Annotated in this window: 11 protein-coding genes; 5 read left to right on the top strand and 6 right to left on the bottom strand. The window is 56.6% G+C overall.

From position 1 onward, the window contains the following. Positions 1-39 precede the first annotated feature (39 nt). Together ACXYMU_RS05635 and ACXYMU_RS05630 are read right to left on the bottom strand one after the other, a co-directional pair. A complete protein-coding gene (locus ACXYMU_RS05635; protein ID WP_458985385.1) occupies positions 40-825 on the bottom strand; it encodes a rhamnogalacturonan acetylesterase in 786 nt (261 codons plus the stop codon). Positions 826-828: 3 nt separating this feature from the next. Continuing rightward, a complete protein-coding gene (locus ACXYMU_RS05630; RefSeq protein ID WP_458985384.1) occupies positions 829-2,703 on the bottom strand; it encodes a rhamnogalacturonan lyase in 1,875 nt (624 codons plus the stop codon). A 372-nt stretch (positions 2,704-3,075) separates the two neighbouring features. On the opposite strand from ACXYMU_RS05630, the gene ACXYMU_RS05625 reads away from it, so the two are divergent. Next, the gene (locus ACXYMU_RS05625; protein ID WP_458985383.1) at positions 3,076-4,014 is read left to right on the top strand and encodes a glycoside hydrolase family 43 protein; all 939 of its coding nucleotides are present in this window, start codon (positions 3,076-3,078) and stop codon (positions 4,012-4,014) included. A gap of 84 nt (positions 4,015-4,098) precedes the next feature. Here the strand turns inward: ACXYMU_RS05625 and ACXYMU_RS05620 are convergent, their stop codons facing one another. Continuing rightward, on the bottom strand, positions 4,099-5,193 hold the full coding sequence (locus ACXYMU_RS05620; RefSeq protein WP_458985564.1) for a glycoside hydrolase family 88/105 protein: 1,095 nt from the start codon (positions 5,191-5,193) through the stop codon (positions 4,099-4,101). Positions 5,194-5,432: 239 nt separating this feature from the next. Here ACXYMU_RS05620 and ACXYMU_RS05615 point away from each other — a divergent pair, with 239 nt between their 5' ends. From ACXYMU_RS05615 to ACXYMU_RS05605, 3 genes are all read left to right on the top strand, one after another. Further along, entirely contained in the window at positions 5,433-6,731 is a 1,299-nt protein-coding gene (locus tag ACXYMU_RS05615) for a DUF4861 domain-containing protein (protein WP_458985382.1), read from the top strand. A 279-nt stretch (positions 6,732-7,010) separates the two neighbouring features. Next, positions 7,011-8,327 (top strand): glycoside hydrolase family 88/105 protein, encoded by a 1,317-nt coding sequence (locus ACXYMU_RS05610; RefSeq protein WP_458985563.1) that lies wholly within the window; start codon positions 7,011-7,013, stop codon positions 8,325-8,327. A 26-nt stretch (positions 8,328-8,353) separates the two neighbouring features. Further along, entirely contained in the window at positions 8,354-9,769 is a 1,416-nt protein-coding gene (locus ACXYMU_RS05605) for a rhamnogalacturonan acetylesterase (RefSeq protein ID WP_458985381.1), read from the top strand. 107 nt (positions 9,770-9,876) lie between these two features. Here ACXYMU_RS05605 and ACXYMU_RS05600 read toward each other — a convergent pair whose 3' ends face one another. After that, positions 9,877-11,175 (bottom strand): biopolymer transporter Tol, encoded by a 1,299-nt coding sequence (locus ACXYMU_RS05600; RefSeq protein ID WP_458985380.1) that lies wholly within the window; start codon positions 11,173-11,175, stop codon positions 9,877-9,879. A gap of 441 nt (positions 11,176-11,616) precedes the next feature. On the opposite strand from ACXYMU_RS05600, the gene ACXYMU_RS05595 reads away from it, so the two are divergent. Continuing rightward, on the top strand, positions 11,617-13,059 hold the full coding sequence (locus tag ACXYMU_RS05595) for a glycoside hydrolase family 28 protein (protein WP_458985379.1): 1,443 nt from the start codon (positions 11,617-11,619) through the stop codon (positions 13,057-13,059). A 406-nt stretch (positions 13,060-13,465) separates the two neighbouring features. Here ACXYMU_RS05595 and ACXYMU_RS05590 read toward each other — a convergent pair whose 3' ends face one another. Together ACXYMU_RS05590 and ACXYMU_RS05585 are read right to left on the bottom strand one after the other, a co-directional pair. After that, positions 13,466-16,330 (bottom strand): glycoside hydrolase family 2 TIM barrel-domain containing protein, encoded by a 2,865-nt coding sequence (locus ACXYMU_RS05590; protein ID WP_458985378.1) that lies wholly within the window; start codon positions 16,328-16,330, stop codon positions 13,466-13,468. 557 nt (positions 16,331-16,887) lie between these two features. Beyond that, the gene (locus tag ACXYMU_RS05585; protein WP_458985377.1) at positions 16,888-18,129 is read right to left on the bottom strand and encodes an oligogalacturonate lyase family protein; all 1,242 of its coding nucleotides are present in this window, start codon (positions 18,127-18,129) and stop codon (positions 16,888-16,890) included. Between the last annotated feature and the right edge of the window lie 204 nt (positions 18,130-18,333).

Genomic DNA, 18,333 nt, shown 5'->3' with positions numbered 1-18,333 from the left:
AAAAAGGGGATGCGAAACAAGTGCCGCTGAGGGCAAACGTCAGCTGGGCCTTTTCAGGTATTTCTTTAAAGGGTGCCGCTTGTTCAACTTCAGACCCTCCGCCACCGAAGCCGCATTTATCCGGGCACCTTCGGGGTTGGTATGGGTATGGTCGGTGGGGAAAAGCGCCTTCACTTTTTCGGGGCCGAGCTGCTCGTACTTTTCAGCCGTTATCTTGTTCAGGTTTATGAAGTGAACCCCTTCGGCTTCGGCCACTTCCCGGGCCCATTTGCCAAAGGTGTCGTCGGCACGCAACACCTTTCCGCCTTCCCACTGGTTGCGCGGAATCATGGAGGCGATGATCGGGGTAGCGCCTTTCTCTTTGGCCTCACGCACGAATTTGGTCAGGTACCAGCCATAGGTATGCACCACTTCCTGCTCACCGTCTTTCCACGTCAGCTTCTTCGTTTCCGGTCCTGTGCCGCGCAACACGCCGCGGTAACCAGCACGTGAGGTATCCGGTTCGCTGCCCTCGTTGTGGCCGAACTGCATGAGCACGAAATCCCCCGGCTTAAGCGCGGTGAGCACCCTGTCCCAGCGGCCCTCCTTGATAAAGGTACGGGTGCTGCGGCCTGCCATCGCCTGGTTGCTCACCCGGATTTTTGTCGTGTCGAACTGCTCTGCAATGTAGGATCCCCAGCCGCCATAGCCCTCGTTGGTGTTTCGCACGGTGGAGTCGCCGATGATGTAGAGCGTGGGCTTTTGCTTTGGGTTAAACCCGACGGCACAGGCAACCAAGAAGAGCAATGGCACAAAGAAGAGAGATATAGCTTTTTGAAGTCTCATTGGTTATTTTCTGTTTTTAGACTTGGCCACCCTCACCGGGGCACGCTTGGGGAGTTCCCTGTCCTCGCCGAGGTAGAAGCTGGGGTGCGACGGCTGGTTATACCCCGTGTTCTGCCAGGCGATGGCCATGCGGTACTGCGCATCGTGCATGAGCGTGGGCATGCGGTGTGTGGTCGGGATCGTGGTCGTGAAAATCCGCAGCTCCTGGTTGTCGTTTGTCCGGAAGATTACCTCCTCGCGCCAGTCACCCAGGATGTCGGCACTGAGCGCGGGCGTGGCCTTGGAGCCATTGTTCGAGGTGCAGCCTTCGGCGGTGAACAGGCGGCCCTGCCCATACTTATCGATGTGGTTGCTGTTCAGTAACTCGCGGGTAAGGTCGCCGTCCCACCAAATAAGAAAGTTGGTGGAGGGCGGGTTGTCGCCAATGCGCTCCCCCTTCAGGTTCAGCAGGCCTTCTGCGCCCGAGAACCACATCTCGGCCCCGGGGTTGGCCGGGTCTATGTTGGCGGCCACGCCCCTGCCCGCGTCCTGCCCATCCAGGCCAGACCACAGGACTTCCCCCGTCCGGGCATCAAACATGGCTACGCCGGGTCCAGTGGTTTCTTCTTCTATCTCGTGCACACCAAACACCTCCAGGCCGGGCCTTGCAGGGTCCAGGTCCGTGACGTGCAGGGCATCGCCGTGCCGCAGGCCGGTGGTATACAAACCCGTGCCATCATCGTCTACCACCATGGCCCCGTAAACCACTTCGTCTCTTCCGTCCGCATCCACATCCGCTACGCTGAGGCCATGGTTACCCATGCCGGAATAGGGGTTGCTACCGTCTTTCGAATCAAAAACCCAGCGGGAGGTCAGTTTGCCGTTGCGGTAGTCCCAGGCAGCAATAACGGAGCGGCCGTAATAGCCGCGGCACATCAGCACGCTTGGCAGCCTGCCGTCGAGGTAAGCGGCCCCGGCCACGAAGCGGTCTGCCCGGTTGCCGGAGGCATCGTTTTTGCCATTCCCGCCAACACCGCCCCAGCCGCCCAGGTTGCCCCGCGCCGGAATATAATCAGTGGTGGCCAGGGCCTCGCCGGTTTGCCCACTGAACACGGTGTAAAACTCAGGCCCTTCCAGTATCTTGCCATCTGCGTTGCGCCAGTCTGCTGTTGCCTCCCCGATCGCTTTCCCTTTACCGTCTAAGGTACCATCGGCGGTTTTGCAGGCGAACTCGGCCTTGCCGTCGCCATCCATGTCAATCACGATGAACTGGGTATAATGCGCGCCTTCGCGTATGTTTTTGCCCAGATTGATGGTCCAGAGCAAAGTGCCGTCCAGTTTGTAAGCCTGAAAGATCGGCTCGTCTGTAAAGCCCTTCATGGAGTTGTCGCGGCTGCGGCCCGCCTGGTGCAGCACGATCTCGTACATGCCATCGCCATCGAGGTCACCGATAGCGGCATCGTTGGGGGTATAGCCCGCAGGGGTTTGCAAGGGGATGGATAAATACTGCTGTACAGGTGCCTGCGCAGCGAGCGTAAAGCTCCCGGCTGTTTTTCGCGCTTTGCCCCTGGCAACCGTCTTCACAAAATAAGTATTCGGCTGCTGCAGGTCGGCCCCGGTGTCTACAAAATTGGTGCTCTCGGTGAGGGGTGCGCTGTTTAGCCTGACGGGCGATGCCGTGCCTGTCTGGCGGTACAGGTTAAAGGCCACGTCGTCCGGGTCAGTGCCCAGCATGCGCCACCCCACGTATACGTTTCCTTCTCCCTGGTTTACCGCCACCAGGCCGCGGTCCAGGTTCTCCAACACGCGTTGCGCCATCGTATTGCCAGCGACAAATAGCAGCAAACCTATGATCGAAAATTTTGAAAAACTGAATCTTATACCTTTCTTTTTCTTCATGCAGCAGCTGCCTTTTATACTAGAAGTCACGCGTTGGGAGTGTCATTTTAGGAGCGAACTACAAAGTGCCATTTTTTTTCCACGCCTATATCCTGTAGTGTCCGGTATGCCGTGGCGGGAGTAGCCATGCCATGGAGAGGAAAGGCATTTCGTTTATACGTGACCCAATTGGAGTGAAGCGTTTTGATGCAGGAAAACCGGAGGGGTCTCAGGAGTTTCGAGGATGAGGTTGCAACTTAGCCGTATTCATCAGATATTTAACCCGCAGTTTTATACCTGCCCTACCACGCATGCCACCCCCGCCGCTGCTCGCTTTGCATCAATCTCACAAGCGTCACACCCTCTGTTTGAAATTAAATTCAGCCTTTATCCATGAAAAAATTACTGTTCCTGTTGCTTCTGTCGCTTTCGGCTTGTGCCGGCCTCCCAACCCAACAGCAACCCGACCGGGGAGAGGAGGTATACCTGTTCTCGTATTTTAAGGGGAACGGCGATGGCCTGCACCTGGCCTACAGCCTGGACGGGTATAACTGGCAAGCCCTGAAACAGGACTCGATTTTTGTGAAGCCCACTGCCGGAAACGACAAGCTGATGCGCGACCCCTGCATTATCCGGGGCGGCGACGGCCGCTTCCATATGGTCTGGACGGTTAGCTGGAACGAGAAAGGGATTGGGTACGCCAGTTCCCCAGACCTGGTGCACTGGTCGGAGCAGCGGTTTATACCCGTGATGGCGCACGAGCCCAACGCCCGCAATACCTGGGCTCCCGAGATTACCTACAACGCCCAAAACAAAGCATACATGATTTACTGGGCTACCACTATCACGGGCCTATACCCCGAAACGCAGTCGACCGCCGACAATGGGTATAACCACCGCATGTACTACACCACGACCAGGGACTTTGAGACTTTTTCGGACACGAAGCTGCTTTACGAGCCGGGCTTTAACGTGATCGATGCCACCATCGTGCCTGACGGTGACCGGTATGTGATGTTCCTGAAAGACGAAACCCGCGAGCCCGCCGCCAAAAACCTGCGCGTTGCCTATGCTCAACACCTGACCGGCCCCTATAGCGCGGCCAGCGCCCCCATCACGGGCAACTATTGGGCGGAGGGCCCGACAGCTTTGCGCCAGGATGGCAACTGGATCGTGTACTTCGACAAATACACCGCACACAGCATGGGGGCTGTCCGGTCATCGGACTTAAAAAACTGGGAGGATATCTCGGATCAGATTTCATTTCCGAAAGGCATGCGCCACGGCTCTATTTTTACAGTAACTAAAGCGGAGTTCGGGAAGCTTCAGTAGCTGTGTGAGGCACAAAAAAGGGGAGCGTTCGTTGCCTATCGCAGCGGATGCTCCCCTTTTTTCTCTTTGTCGCTTTGCGCGGGGCTATTTCATTTTCATGATCTCGGTGCCCGCCAGCAGGAAGCAGCCGAGGCCGTAATCTTCAAAATCCGGCTTGCTGGTATAGGTAACCGGCTGCCCGTCTTTCGGCTCCTTGCCCGTGCCCTGCACGTAGCCTAAAAAGCCATTCGGGTGTACCGCGTCCTTTTCCATCGCATCCCAGGCCTTTGCAATCACAGGGGTGTATACCTTTGGGTCCAGCAAGCCGTTGTTCACACCCCAGGCCATGCCATACACAAACAGGGCCGTGCCCGTGGTTTCCTTCCCGCCAAAATGCGTGGGGTCGTGGAGACTCACGTTCCAGAAGCCGTCCGGGCGCTGTAGCGGCACCAGGGCCTTCATCATCTCGAGGTACGTTTGCTGGTACTCGGCACGGTGCGGGGCATCCTTTGGCATGATCTCCAGCACACGCACGAGCGCCGCCACTACCCACCCGTTACCCCTCGACCAGTAGCAGTCTTCGCCGTTGGGTGCTGTGTAAGGGGCCACAAAATCGGCATCGCGCCACCAGAGGCTATCCTTAGTATTGTAAAGACCGCCTCCGATGTCATTTTTTGCCGCCGCGTAAAGATCATACATCTTCTCGTAGTAGGCATCGTCCTGGTAAAGCACCCCTAGCTTGGCGTATACCGGCATGGCCATTTGCAGGGCATCAATCCAGTGCCAGTCGTCTTTCTTTTCAGAGTTCACCATCCGGTCAACGGAGGCCCTGATGTCGCGGATCCGCTCGGGCCTGGGGTCGATCCGGTAGAGGTCGAGGTACGTCTGCCCGGCGGCCTGGTCGTCGGCATCGCGGGTTTCCATGCCGTTGCGCAGGCCCCAGTTGTGCTTCTCGCCCCACTCCACGGCATAGTCATAGTACCGCTGCTGCGGGTCGGCCTCGTAGAGCGCCATCAGCCCCTCATAATATACGGCGCGGGTCCAGAGGTTGCTCGGGCGCGTTTTGTTTGTCACGACCTCCTTGCCGGGGTCGGGCCACTTCTGCATAAAATAGGCATTGGCCAGGGTAAGGGTTTCCAGCACTTCCTTCTTTTGGGGAAGCTGGCTGGTGGTACCCACTTTGGCGGTACAGCCCATCATAAAAACACCGAACAAGAGACTTGTCCAATAGGGGAAATGATACGTGCGCATGCTATTACGTTAACCTTGATGATGTAGTAGAAAGCCAAGTTAACCTTTGCTCCCCTATCTCCTATCCTGCACTATCCTGCAAAGCCAGCCGCGAGCGGTTCCGAAGGCAGGTCAGGGCAGGATAGCTTTGCGGCAGGGCATCACTATATTTGATTAAACCTGAAATGCTGCACATCAACGTCATCACTATGCTGAAAAAACGCCTCTCCCCGCTTACTGCCAGCTGCCTGTTGGGTATACTTTTTTCCTGCCAAACAGAAAAGCAAACGCAGGAAATCACACTCACCAACCCAACTGCCCTCCACCTGACCGACAAGGCCGTTTCCATCAAGCGGGCGGAGCTGACAGACATCCCCGAAGGGACCTATTTCCCGCTGCTGCTGACCGCGCAGGGCGACACCGTGGCTGTACAGGCAGACGACCTGGACGGCGATGCGCAATGGGACGAGCTTTTCTTCGTGACGGACCTGCCGCCAAACGGAACCCGGACGCTGCAGCTTTCGTGGCTGGCCACGCAGCCGCAGTATACCGCCCGCACCCATGCACGGTTCGGAAAGCGCACCTCGAAAGACACACCCGTACAACCCCGCACCAGCGACACCCTGCTTGCCAACCAACTGCCCAAAAGCGCAGGGTATGGCTACCAGCCGTACCAAACCGATGGCCCCATGTGGGAAAACGACAAAGTAGGCTTCCGGCATTATTTCGACGGGCGCAACGCCAAGGATCTGTTCGGGAAGCGCGTGTCCTACATGTCGCCGGAGACGGTGGGCGTGAACGCAGCCGGGGCAGTGGAAGACAATTACCATGTGATGGAGGACTGGGGCCGCGACATCATGGCCGTGGGCAACTCCACCGGCATCGGCGGCATCGCCTTGCAGATCGGCGACACCCCCTACCGCCTGGGCGTTACGGCCAACGATTCCATCAACAACGTGGAAAGCACCACGCTGCAACTCGCCACGGAAGGCCCTGTTCGCGCGATGCTGCGCCTGGGGTACGAGGGCTGGCAGCCTGACGGCACCAACCGGAGCTATACCCTCTCGGAGCAACCCGCTATCTGGCCCGGCATGTATGCTTACCAAAACACGGCCAGCGTATCCGGCTTGCAAGGGGATGAGACGTTGCTGATCGGGATAAACAACCTGGACCAAACCAGCCGGGTGACGGAAATCGATATGAATGCTGATTGGGTGGCGCTGCTCACGCATGACCGCGAAACGTATGACAACGAATGGCTGCTGGGCCTCGCCCTGATACTGCCAAAAGACGCCTACTTGGGGTATATGGAGGCACCTTCCACGGGCAGCCTCTCGCGGGCATACTTTGCCAGAATGAAGGTGCGGGAGAAACAGCCCGTAACCTACTACGCTGTGGGCGGATGGGAAATGAGTGATGAGCGCTTCCGGAACGAGGCGGACTTTAAGGCTTATGTGCAAAACCTCGCCGAGCAACTAGCGGCAAAAGTGAAGATAGAAGTAAAGTGACCCGCTCCTGCAGCTCTGCATTTTTTTGCGGCGCTACGATATACGGGTGCACTAGAAAAACACATACGGCCGACCGGTTCGCCGACTCTACTGACCACTTGTATCGGGCGTTAACTGTGGCTGTGTTAGAGGCAGGAGGCAATTGTGGCGGACAAAATCGATGGCTATATTTAAAATGATGAACAAATGAAAAATGCAGCTCAGTTTTCCTTTAATTGTAACCGGCAGGGAGTAGGAAAAATCGTTTGGCGAGCCTGCCTCACGCTGTCGCTGGCAACCATGTTCCAGTCGGCACAGGCACAGGTTACCCCTGCGAAGGTATCAGACACTACCACCCCCTTGCACGCCATGCAGCCCGACTACCCCACCCCTTATGGGCAAGCCACTGCAAAGGATGTGACGCAGGTTCTGCAACGGGTACATGCCTACCTCGATGCCGCCACCCCCGCCCGGCTACTCGACAAGGAAACCAAAAAGCCCGTCACGGATCTGAAAAAACTGCGCAACAGCATCGTTATGGAGCAGGGCGATTTCCGGCTGACGAGCTATGAGTGGGGCGTGACCTATGCTGGTATGCTGCTGGCCGGCGAGGCCACCGGCGATGCCCGCTTCACCAATTATACCGCCCAGCGCCTGGGTTTCCTGGCAGAACTGGCCCCTTATTACCGCAAAGAGCTCAATAAAAACCCCGACCTGGAAACGCCGCTCCGGCAAGTACTGCAGCCGCGTGCCCTGGATGATGCCGGGGCCATGGCCGCCGCAATGATCAAAGCGAGCCGGGCAGGCGTTACCAAGGCAAACCTGCGCCCCCTCATCGATAACTACATCGATTACATCATGCACAAAGAGTTCCGCCTTCCGGACGGCACTCTGGCCCGCAACCGGCCTTTGCCCAACACCATCTGGCTGGACGACATGTTTATGAGTGTGCCGGCACTGGCGCAAATGGGTAAACTGACAGGCGAGCAGCAATACTATGATGAGGCCGTGAAACAGGTCGTGCAGATCTCGGAGCGGATGTTCAACAAAGAAAAGGGGCTATACATGCACGGCTGGGTACAGGGCATGGAACCGCACCCGCAGTTTCATTGGGCGCGCGCCAACGGCTGGGCCGTGATGACGCTGGTAGAGCTGCTGGACGTGCTGCCAGAAAACCATGTGGGCTACCCTAAGGTATTGGCGCAGTTGCGCGCGCATGTGGCGGGGCTTGCCGCTTACCAGTCTGGCGAGGGATTCTGGCACCAGCTCCTGGACCGCAACAACTCCTACCTGGAGACCTCGGCCACCGCCATTTATGCCTATTCCATTGCCCGGGCCATAAACCGCGGCTGGATAGACAGGCAGGCGTATGGACCTATGGTGCTGCTGGCCTGGAACGCCGTGGCGACAAAGGTAAACGCCAAGGGGCAGGTAGAGGGCACCTGTGTGGGCACAGGAATGGCCTTTGACCCGGCCTTCTACTTTTACCGACCCATCAGTGTGTATGCCGCGCATGGGTATGGCCCTGTGCTGCTGGCCGGTGCCGAGATCATCCACCTGCTCAAAAACAGCAAATACGAAATGAACGACAGCTCGGTGCAGTTCTCTGCCCGGTAGCCTCAGCCCAACATGGTAGCTCCTATATGACAATACACTCTTTCAACGCCTTTCTATACCCTATGCGCCCAGCCAAATCCGTGCTGCTTGCTGGCATTTGTTGCCTTTCGGTCGCCTGCCAAACCGCACCGCCTGAAGCAGCAGCTACTACCGTAGCGTCTGCTATGGCCGCAGAAACAAACTTGCTGAAGAAGCGGTTTGACTTTGGCTCCGGGGTGGTGGCGGAGGGATATGCGCAAGTGCTGCCGGGCACAGCGTATACGGCAGCACGTGGGTATGGCATCACCTCCGGGGCACCCTTAGCGGCCATTAGCCGGAAAGGGAAAGATGCCCTGACAAGCGACTTCATTACGGGTAGCGTTCCTTTTTACTTTACCGTGGATCTGCCGGAGGGAAACTATGAAGTGACTGTGCTGCTCGGCGACCCGGAAGGCACCTCCAAAACCACCGTGAAGGCTGAGTCGCGGCGCCTGATGCTGGAGGCAGTGCAGACACCCTTGGGCAAAGTGGAAAAGCATGTTTTTACCGTGAATGTGCGCACGCCCCGCATTAACATGGAAGATAGTATCCGGCTGAAGCCGCGGGAAGTAAGTTACCTGAACTGGGACGACAAGTTGACACTGGAATTCAACAACGAACGCCCCGCTGTGGCTGCCGTCGAAATCCGGCAGGTGGAGGATGTGATCACGGTATACCTGGCGGGGAACTCTACGGTGGTAGATCAGGAGCATGAGCCCTGGGCCGCCTGGGGCCAGATGGTGCCGCGCTTCTTCAAACCGGGTGTGGTGGTTGCCAACTATGCCGAATCGGGTGAAACACTCAAAGCCTTTGTGGGCGAGAAAAGGTTGGCCAAAGTGCTGAGCGTGATCAAACCCAACGATTACCTTTTCATTGAGTTCGCCCACAACGACCAGAAACCCGGTTCCTCGCACGTCGAGCCGTTCACGACTTACAAGGCCATGCTCAGGCACTTCATTACCGAAGCGCGCAAACGAGGGGCAATCCCGGTGCTGGTTACTTCCATGCACCGCCGTAGTTTCGATGCGCAGGGCCACATCGTCAACACGCTCGGCGATTACCCGGAGGCAGTCCGCCGGACAGCACAGGAAGAAGGCGTGGCCCTGATCGACCTGAATGCCATGAGCAAGGTTTTTTACGAGGCAATGGGCCCTGAGGAATCAAAGAAAGCCTTTGTGCACTACTCCGCCCATACCTTCCCCGGCCAGGAGAAAGCCCTGGAAGACAATACCCATTTCAGCACTTATGGCGCCTACCAACTTGCCCGGGGCATTGTGGAGGGTATAAAAAGCAACAAGCTCAAGCTCGCCGATTACCTGCGGGAAGACGTACAGCCCTTCGACCCTGCCCACCCGGATGCCTTTGCCGACTGGAGACTCCCCCAAAGCCCGGATGTAACAGCCGTGAAACCGGACGGAAACTGACAACGAGCTTTGTGCTTGAATCTTCTATACCTAAAACAAAACACCCGGAAGGTTTTCGCTTGCAAAAGAGATGATCCTCCAGGGTGTTCTGGTTAGTTTTATGTCAGTTAGCGTTTCGCTGTGGACTTCTCTGGGTGCAGGGGTAGCAGCATGATATCGCTGTCTGTCAGGAGACTGGAGTTGAAAAGCACCCACTTGCCGTCGGGGCTGATGGACTGGTGGGCATGGGCCTCGCTGGAAAAGGGACTCTTGGTGGTAGGCCGGTGGCCGGTGGTGAGCAGGGTGGAGGTCCCTTTCTCAATGTCCAGGCGGTATATATTGCCGTCGAATGAGTCGCCCACAGCCCACTTCAGGTCTTTGGTGCCCGCACTGTGCCAGTATCCGCCCAGCTCTTTCGCCTGTCCCAAAAGCTTCTCCTCGTTCGTGCGAATGTTTAGCAGCATAATGCCCGTGGGATTCTTACGCAAACGGTCCAGGTGGCCCATCACATTAAAAAGCACGTGGTCCGGGCCGGCAAACACCTCATGCGTCACCCACTCGTCAGCTTTCTCCTGGTAAATTGGCCGGTTGGTTACGTTGCCCTGCACGTCCACACTCAGGAGCCACATCCGCTGTGGCGCGTCACCGCCGGTTTCCCAGCAATACATCATCTCACCTGACACATAGGGGTTAGCCTGAAAATGGCCTGTCCGGAAGGGAACTTCCGTCAGTTTGGTGGTCTTGCCCAAATCCAGCGCGATGCTGTAGATGGCTGAGTTATTCTCCCCCGCTTTTGCCGAGAAGAAAATACGTTTGTCGTTTATGTCCAGGCACGTACTGCCCGGCTTTAAACTGTCTGGCAGCGTGGCTACTACCTTTTCATACTTCGCTACGTCCTGCACGTTGCCACGCTCACTGTCAGCCAGCAGCTTACCGAGGTTGTACTCGATCACCTGGTTGTCCCGAATATAAAAGGCGACATTGCGCTTGTGCCCCAGCAGCAGGTCCCGCGTGTTGCTTCCGGTTGTTACCTGCACAATCTCATGGTTGTCCATTGAAAGGGCATAGAATTGCCGCCCTCCCCGTGCCTCGCGGTTAGTGGCGAAGGTCACGTTGCCGCCCGCTGCCGTATTCCGGTTCGAGCTGAAGACGATGTGCTTGCCATCGGCGGTCCAGTTGGGGTGGTCCTGGTATATCTTGGAACTGCTGTGTCGGGAAGTGGTGAGGGCAGTAACTTTCACGCCCGTCACAGGATCCATAATCGTCAGGCTCTCGGAAGGGAAACGCTGCCCGAACACATCGGTGCCTGCCATATCGAAAGTATGGTATACGTTTGCCATCGCCGAATAATCAACGCCGTTGATGACCTGTGCCTGCGCTGCGGGGTATAGCGCTAAGGCACACAGCCCTGCCAGTAGTTTTTTCATACCCTTTTGGCACGGTTGCAGATAACATCTTTCCCGAAGAACCAGGAGCATGCAGGCGACGGTGTGTGTCATGATACGTGCAGTTTGTTCAACTATTTTTTGATGGATCTCGCGGCGCAGCGGCGCCTGCTAAAAGGGAACTGAGGCGGAGAATTGGCCTCTTCCACGGCCGTCTCCTGCCTGTAACCTGTGGGGCGCGGCTAGATGAGCTCCTATAGCAATGATACACAACACCTGGTCAAACTGCATCCTGCCGTATCATGGTATGGCTTGCCGGGCAGGATGGCACAGGACAGGCCTTTGGGAATGATTCCTTAAATTGGATGGTATAAAAATCTGACCTGCACAGATGCGGCAACTGCCCACGAAAATCCTTGCGAAAATACCCAGGGTTGTCCTCTGTGCCCGATTCAATTTATCCTCTACCATTCCTTAGACAACATGAAATATCAGCCGCTAACCACGTTCGCATCTCTCGTCCTGCTCCTGCTCCTTGCGGCCGGCTGCACCGTTAAACCCGCCTTGGCAGACGACGGAAAACCCGGTTGGGCCAATGAGGTAGGCGCTAAAAATATGCCCCGGAAGAAGCAGGTTTTCGATGCCGTGGAATACGGTGCCGTGAACGACGGAAAGACGCTTAACACCAACGCCATACAAGCCGCCATCGATGCCTGCGCTGCCAAGGGTGGTGGCATCGTTTCATTTCAGCCGGGAGACTACCTGACGGGCTCCATCTACCTGAAAAGCGGCGTGCATTTGCGCCTCGACGAAGGGGTGCAACTGTTAGGCAGCCAAGATTTAACGGATTACCCGGAGATTGACACCCGCGTGGCAGGCATCGAGATGAAATGGCCTTCCGCGCTGATCAATGTGTTGGAGCAGGAGAATGTGGCTATCTCCGGCAAAGGGGTGGTGCATGCGCAGGGCAAGCCGTTCTGGGACGCCTACTGGAGCTTGCGCAAGGCGTATGAGCCAAAAGGACTGCGCTGGATCGTGGACTATGACGCCAAACGCCCGCGCACACTGCTCGTATCGGAGTCGTCGGATGTCACGATCAAAGACATCACCATGAAACAGGCGGGTTTCTGGACGATCCATGTGCTGTACTCCGACCACATCACGGTTGACGGCGTCGTGATCCAGAACAACATCGACGGGCATGGCCCCAGCACGGATGGCATCGACATCGACTCCTCTTCCTACGTGCTGGTGCAGAACTGCGACATCGACTGCAACGACGATAATTTTTGCCTGAAGGCGGGCCGCGACTGGGACGGCCTGCGCGTGAACCGCCCCACTGAGTACGTCGTGATCCGGGACTGTATCTCGCGGGCGGGCGGTGGCCTGATCACGTTTGGCAGCGAAACCTCCGGCGGCATCCGGCATGTGCTGGCGTATAACCTGAAAGCCAAGGGCACGGGTGTCGGCATCCGCTTCAAATCGGCCATTACGCGTGGCGGCACGGTGGAGAATATTTACATGCAGGACATCGAGATGAATGGCGTCGGCGTGCCGATCGAGGTGTCGATGAACTGGAACCCGAGCTATAGCTACAGCACGCTGCCGGAAGGCTACGCCTACGAAACCATTCCGCAGCACTGGAAAACGATGCTCCAGAAAGTAGAACCGGAGGCACTGGGTATCCCCAAGTTCCGGGATGTGTTTATCACAGACATTACCGTCACGGACGCTAAAAAAGGCCTCTCAGCCAGCGGCATCCCGCAATCCTCCGTAGAGAATTTCCACTTGAATGACATTTCCATCGAGGCCGGCACGGCAGGCGAAATAAACTACGCCCAGGACTGGAAATTCAATGACTTCTCGCTCCAAACAAAAGACAACAGCAAACTGAACATCGAACACAGCTCCAATGTAAACCTGTAAGTCTGCCTTCTTTCTGTATAAGCACGCAGGTTCAAAGCATTTCGCAGGGACGGGTCAAGATTTGCCCACTCGTTCCCATACCTATCCCTGCTTGATGTGCAAACGGCAGTATGTTTCTTTAAAGCTTGATTCCTTTCTCCTGTACATTGCTGGGGGCAGTCCGCGAACAGGTCGCGCCCCAATGCCGTCTACTTAAGAAACAGCTGTATCCAATCTGTCATCTCGACGAAAGGAGAGATCTGGAATTTTTTATGGTCATGCGATTTTCCAGATTCCTCGCAAAGGCTCGGCATGACAGCTTCGCCTTACGTTTACAGCATTGGGTCGAGACCTGTCCCCATTATAGGACGCAGAAGCAGCCTTAAGGCTGCTATGCGTTAGCATACCCCTTTCCCACCGCGCCAGCTTAAAACAGTTCGTCTTTCACGGGGCGGTTAAACTGTTCGGGGGCGGAGTCATCTGCTTCAGGAAGGCCAAAATAAAAGTAGAGCGTGCGCCGAATCGTGCCATTCACCTGGTTCATCTCCCCTAGCGGGCCCAGGTTTCGGGTGTTGCTGCTCACGTTCAGGGCCAGTTTGGTACCCAACGGCGGAATGTTATCCAGAAACGAGATATTACCAGCCGGGAGCGTTGGGTGTGGCTTCACACCGGACAGGCCGTAGAAATCCAAGCGGCGCACATACAGGTCGTCTTCTTTGCTGGCTACCAAAAACTTGCCCTCGGCGGTATTAAACTCCATCCAGGTCACGTCAGCGAAATAGCCTTTGAATTCCGGGTAAATCCAGGGGGCGCTGCCGGTATGGGTGTCGTTGTAAGCGTTTTCCCATACCCCCAGCGGCATGCCCTGCTCCCTGTTTTTCCAGACGCGGTAGGGGCCTCTGCCCAGCCACTTGGCACCGATTACAAAATTCTCGGGGTAGGTAAAGCTGATGCCGGTAAAGGGGTATGCGCCGTTCAGGCTGTAAGCGTACTCCAGGCTTAGCCAGCCGCTCGGGTGCATTTTCCATTTGGCGTACTGCAAGTCGCCGTTATACCACACCTCCACTACGTGGCCATCGCTTTCTGGGTAGTGCTTCACACTGGCTACGGTAGCGGTGCCAGCCACCAACACCGGGCCATTGCCGAAGGAAAGGTTCTTGCTTTTGGTGTTGGTCAGTTCCGAGATGGTGCCTTTCTGCTTGTTGAGTTTCACGCCGATCTCACCGCCCTTCAGGGTAATGGTCGAGTCTGTCTCTGCCACCTCCACGGGGCTCTCCCCTTTAAGCGCCACAAGCCCGTCCAGCAGCATGTCGCTGCTTTTCGTGTTCCAGGTCCAGGTATACAGTAGTTGCTGGTGCGGGTCGAAAGCCGACAGCAGCAGCACGTCATAGGTTTTCCAGTCAGCAGGCAGGGTCAGGCTCAGGTTGCCTTTCGCAACGGGCGCTATCGCCGGGCCAGCCCCGGTTCCCTGCTTCCGGATGATATAGCCGGTCTCCTGATCTGTCGGTTTGGGGTAATCGGCCAGCTGCCACTGAAACGTGCATTGGCTGAGGTTGGTGAAGTGGAAGCGGTTTTCCACCGGAATTTCGCCCTGGAAATCAGCAGGTAGCTTGTCCAGCTTGATGTGTACCGGCGAGTAGATCTCCTTGATGGCGTAGAAGCTTCCCTCCTTCTCGCGGTGCGGGCCCACCAGACCATCCGGCGCGTTCACCCGGTTCACATCGATGATGCCATTCTGGTCGGTACGCACCACGCCTTCGTCGGCCAAGTCCCATAGAAAGCCGCCTGCGCCCAGTTTCGCGTTCCAGTGCAGCTCCCAGAAATCGGCCAGCGAGGTGCCGCCCCCGCCATCGTCCTGGGCGTGCAGAAACTCGGTGGGCATGTAGATGTTCGGGCCTTCCAGTAATTTCTTGGTGCTATAATAATCCTCGTAGTGGTTACAGTCGATGCCGTTGAACTCATTGCCCGGGCGGTGGTGCGCATGGATGACCGGGCGTTTCGAGAGGTCGTAGAAATGGTAGTCGTCGTCCAGCTCTTTGTTATGGCCGCCCTCGTTTCCGTTGCTCCAGAAGATGATGGACGGGTGGTTGGCATCCCGGATCGTCATTTCCTTTACGAGCGGTGCTCCGGCCTCGGTGCTGTAGGCATTCTGCCAACCGGCTAGTTCGTCGAGCACATACAGGCCCAGCGAGTCGCAGATCTGGAGAAAGCTTTTGTCCGGGGGGTAATGTGCGCAGCGCACGGCGTTCATGTTCATCTCCTTGATCAGCTTGACATCCATCAGGTCGATGTTGGCATTGACGGAGCGGCCCGTTTCCGGCCACCAGACATGGCGGTTCACGCCCTTCATCTTGATTTTGGTACCGTTCAGGTAAATGCCGTCTCCCTCCCGAATCTCGATGGTCCGGAAACCGAACTTGTCGGTGGTCTGGTACAGCGTTTTCCGGCCTGCCTTGATGGCAGTGCGCACGCTGTATAAATGCGGGGTCTCGGCGGTCCACTGCAGCGGGCTCGGCACGTTGGTCTTCAGGTTCACCAAGGTGTCCGCAGCAGCTATTGTGGCTTTCCCGGTGCTTACCACCTTGCCATTGGCATCCAGAATCTCGGCCACTACCACATGTCTTGCCTGCGGGTTTCTCAGGTGCACATTCATCGAGAACTTACCGTCAGCCTTCGCATCGATGGCCGTGAACGCGATGTGCTCCTGCGGGAACGCCTCGAGGTATACCGGCCGGAAGATGCCTCCGAAAATCCAGTAATCAGCCAGGCGCTCGGCGTTGTTCACCGACGGGGCAGCCGACATTTTGCTCACCGTTACTTCCAGCAGGTTCTCTTTGCCATATTCCAGCTTATCGCTGATGTTATACCTGAACTCATAAAAAGCACCCTGGTGGATCGGGCCGGCTGTCTTGCCGTTCACCTTCACCTCGGTGTCGGTCATAGAGCCTTCGAACACCATGTATACGTCCTGCCCCTTCCAGGCTTTCGGCACCTGAAAGGTATGCTTATACATCCCCTTCTCATCGGCAAAGCGGAAATTCTTGCCATAGGTCACGTAGTCGCGGCCATAGTTGTAAGTGCCAAAGCCCTGCTGCTCCCAATGCGAGGGAACCTGTATCTGCGTCCAGTACCCGCTTTTCCGCCCCCCGGTCACCTGAAAATCCCAGGCAACGGTGTGCTCGTTGTCGGTACCTGACAGGTATTTCACCTGGCGGGTAACAGGGCCTTTGGCGTAAGCTTCCGTTATACCCAGGAGCAGGAAAAGGAGGTAAAGGAGTCTTTTGGTTTGCATGTTTTATTTTTGTCGTGGCCAATGGGTTATAACATTGAAAGCTACGCGCTTTCACGGAAGAAACTGTCCTGCTCTGTCTTGCTGCCCGTAGCGGCAGGCATTGCCTTCTCATGACCGCCGTCTGCTTTCGTGTTTCTAGCATAGCGCCGTAAGCTGGTTTCAGTACCCACAAGTCAATCGAAATTCTGTCGAGCACAATGCCGGGGCCAAGCACAGGTGCTCGTGCTAGTTGCCTGGAAGTGTATCCGCATCTCCACGTTAAAGCGCTATACTTCTTACAAGGGCTTCCACCTCCCTGGCAGCGTTTACATGCCTTACGAATCTGAAGCCCTGCACATGATCCTGGCATACATCGCTGATAGACGTTAGCGTGTGATCACACATCGGCAAACGGTCCCGCCACCGGCCAAGCACATCAGGCTCTATCCCTTTGCCGACTCTGTCAGGACGGGCCATGTATGATTTTCATCGTCAGACATACTCTCCCTGCACTTCTCTTGTTCGCGCGGCGGCACTTTCGCTAATTGATTTCAGCGCACAGCCCTGCCTGCAGGACTTTACCTTGCTCCCAGTTTCTTCCCATGCTTCTCAATTTCCACGGCATACACCTGGCTCTCGCCCTCAAAGTTGGCCCGGAAGATGATCCAATTACCGTCCGGCGAGAAGTGGACATTCGGCTCTAGTTTGTAGTAGTGGTGCTTCATGTTCACCAGCCGCTCCGACTTCAGGCGGTTCCCTTCAGGTCGGAACAGATAGATCCACTGCCCGTCTTCTGCCTTGGCCACCTGCCCAGGGTCGCTGCCGTCGCCGGCAAACAGCTTCTGGTCCGGGGACACGTTGAAGTGGATCGACCATTCGTTCCGCTGCAGTTGGTAACGCTTTTCCCCGCCTGTTTTCACATCCGCGCCCGTCAGGTAAAAGGTCTTGCCGCGGGGCACCTGCTGGTCGAACCAGATCGTTTTCCCATCGGGGCTAAAAAACTCATGGCCGGCAATTTCCCCTTCCACCGTGCGTGTGTGCATTTTCTTCACCTCGCCGCTTTGCATGTGGTAGGTCCAGATGCGGTCTACCTTGTGCCAGGGGCCCTCATGGCAAAACATGAGCAGGTTTGGGTCGGTGGGCGAAAACTGGATGTGCCCAAGCCAGGTGTCCTCCCGGTGTATTTCCTCCAGCTTGCCTTTCTCAATGTCGATCGTGAAGAGTGTATGTGGGATTTTGGCGTCGAAGATGCGGTTAAAGTAGTCGCTCTTTTCCGGGTACTGCTGGTAGATCCGGGCTTTCTCGGGGCCGGCAAAGCTCCCGGCCAGCAGCGTCTCGTTAGCGTTCAGGGTAGAGATACTGCCATCCATACCCTCCGGGAAAACATAGACCAACCGGGTCTGCTTGGTGTCGATGCTGGTGGCGAACACGCTGTCGCGGCTCTGGTAGAAGGCCTCCCGGCGGCGACGGGCCAGGAGCTCCCCCCGTTTCTCAGAGGCGTTCCGGGTAATCTGCTCCGACTTCAACGTTTTCAGGTTCACGGCATACAGCTGCTTCACGCCCTGTGCATCGGTGTGGTAGTATACCATTGCATCGCCCTCCTTGCCCTTTTGCCTCAGAAACGGATTGTTGTGAAAGTAAAAGCTCGCGTTGCTCCCGCCGTTTCGGGAAAGGCGCACCACTTTATGCCCGGTGTCTTTATCGATCCACTCTTGGGGCATGGGCTTCTGAGCACCCGTCTCCAGCACTTCTTGGGCATGGGCAAGCGGGCAAAGCAGCAGCTGCATTCCCAGCAAAATGGCGAATTTTCTATTTTTCATATCGGTAGCGGTATAACTGTTCTCAACAAAGGGGCACTGCAGCACTGCAGCCCTGCTTCTAACTGCTCAGGGTTTGTTCTCAAGCAGGCGCGATCTCCTCCAAGGCCTGTTCCGCACGGCTGTATTCCCGGTGGCAGCAGGGTGGCGCTTAGGGCTGAATCAGGCTTTGCTATCAGTGCGACTGCACGCCTCGCAAGCGCTCGC

The sequence above is a fragment of the Pontibacter sp. CAU 1760 genome, assembly GCF_054482735.1.
Note: the sequence above shows the minus strand (reverse complement) of the source record. Positions and strands in the feature narration are given on the sequence as shown.